The sequence below is a fragment of the Paraclostridium dentum genome (assembly GCF_012922555.1).
Classification (GTDB): domain Bacteria; phylum Bacillota; class Clostridia; order Peptostreptococcales; family Peptostreptococcaceae; genus Paraclostridium; species Paraclostridium dentum.
This window is the reverse complement of the sequence record NZ_WIPK01000103.1, coordinates 1-524: the sequence shown is the minus strand read 5'-3', so window position 1 is coordinate 524 and position 524 is coordinate 1. Positions and strand designations below refer to the sequence as shown.

General features: G+C 45.4%; 1 protein-coding gene. It reads right to left on the bottom strand.

Annotated elements, in window-relative coordinates:
• Window positions 1–38 precede the first annotated feature (38 nt).
• On the bottom strand, window positions 39–524 hold a 486-nt coding region (locus tag GFJ41_RS17960), incomplete at its 5' end, for a lipocalin/fatty acid-binding family protein (protein WP_206001608.1).

Sequence of the window (524 nt, the reverse complement as noted above, 5' to 3'; positions counted from 1 at the left end):
TCTACGGATAGTCGTGGAAAGAAGCCATTGTTGCATTTTCAGTTTTGCTCCTCTTCACTCTCCTTTGTATCCTCCGGGCACAATTCTGCTGTTGCACTGTAGAACATGAACGGTTCAGGAAATCCCAGACACTTCGCTTGCTTTTTGAACAAATCCACTGCAGATGTTGAAACATTGCGTTCTCGAGAAAGCAGAAACAATGCTCTACTGGGCTCTTCTTCATGTTGTACGCTGATGTAATCAGTAAGACAGTTGGAGCATGACGATAATGGATAGGACTCGATGTTTCCACTATTGTTGGGCTGATGTGAAGGATTGTTTCTAAAGGAGTACCCCCTGGATTCAAACGTACACTCGTTTCCTATTCTGTATGCGTGTCTCAAAAGGAAAGTATCGTCATTGGTAGGAGGTGAGAGCTCCATCCAGTATGCGTCCATCATCTGTCCGATCATTTCCATCACACCCTGATATGCTCCAACAGCAAGAATCCACTTCCCCATGATTGAGCTGTGGTTGCTGCCCAG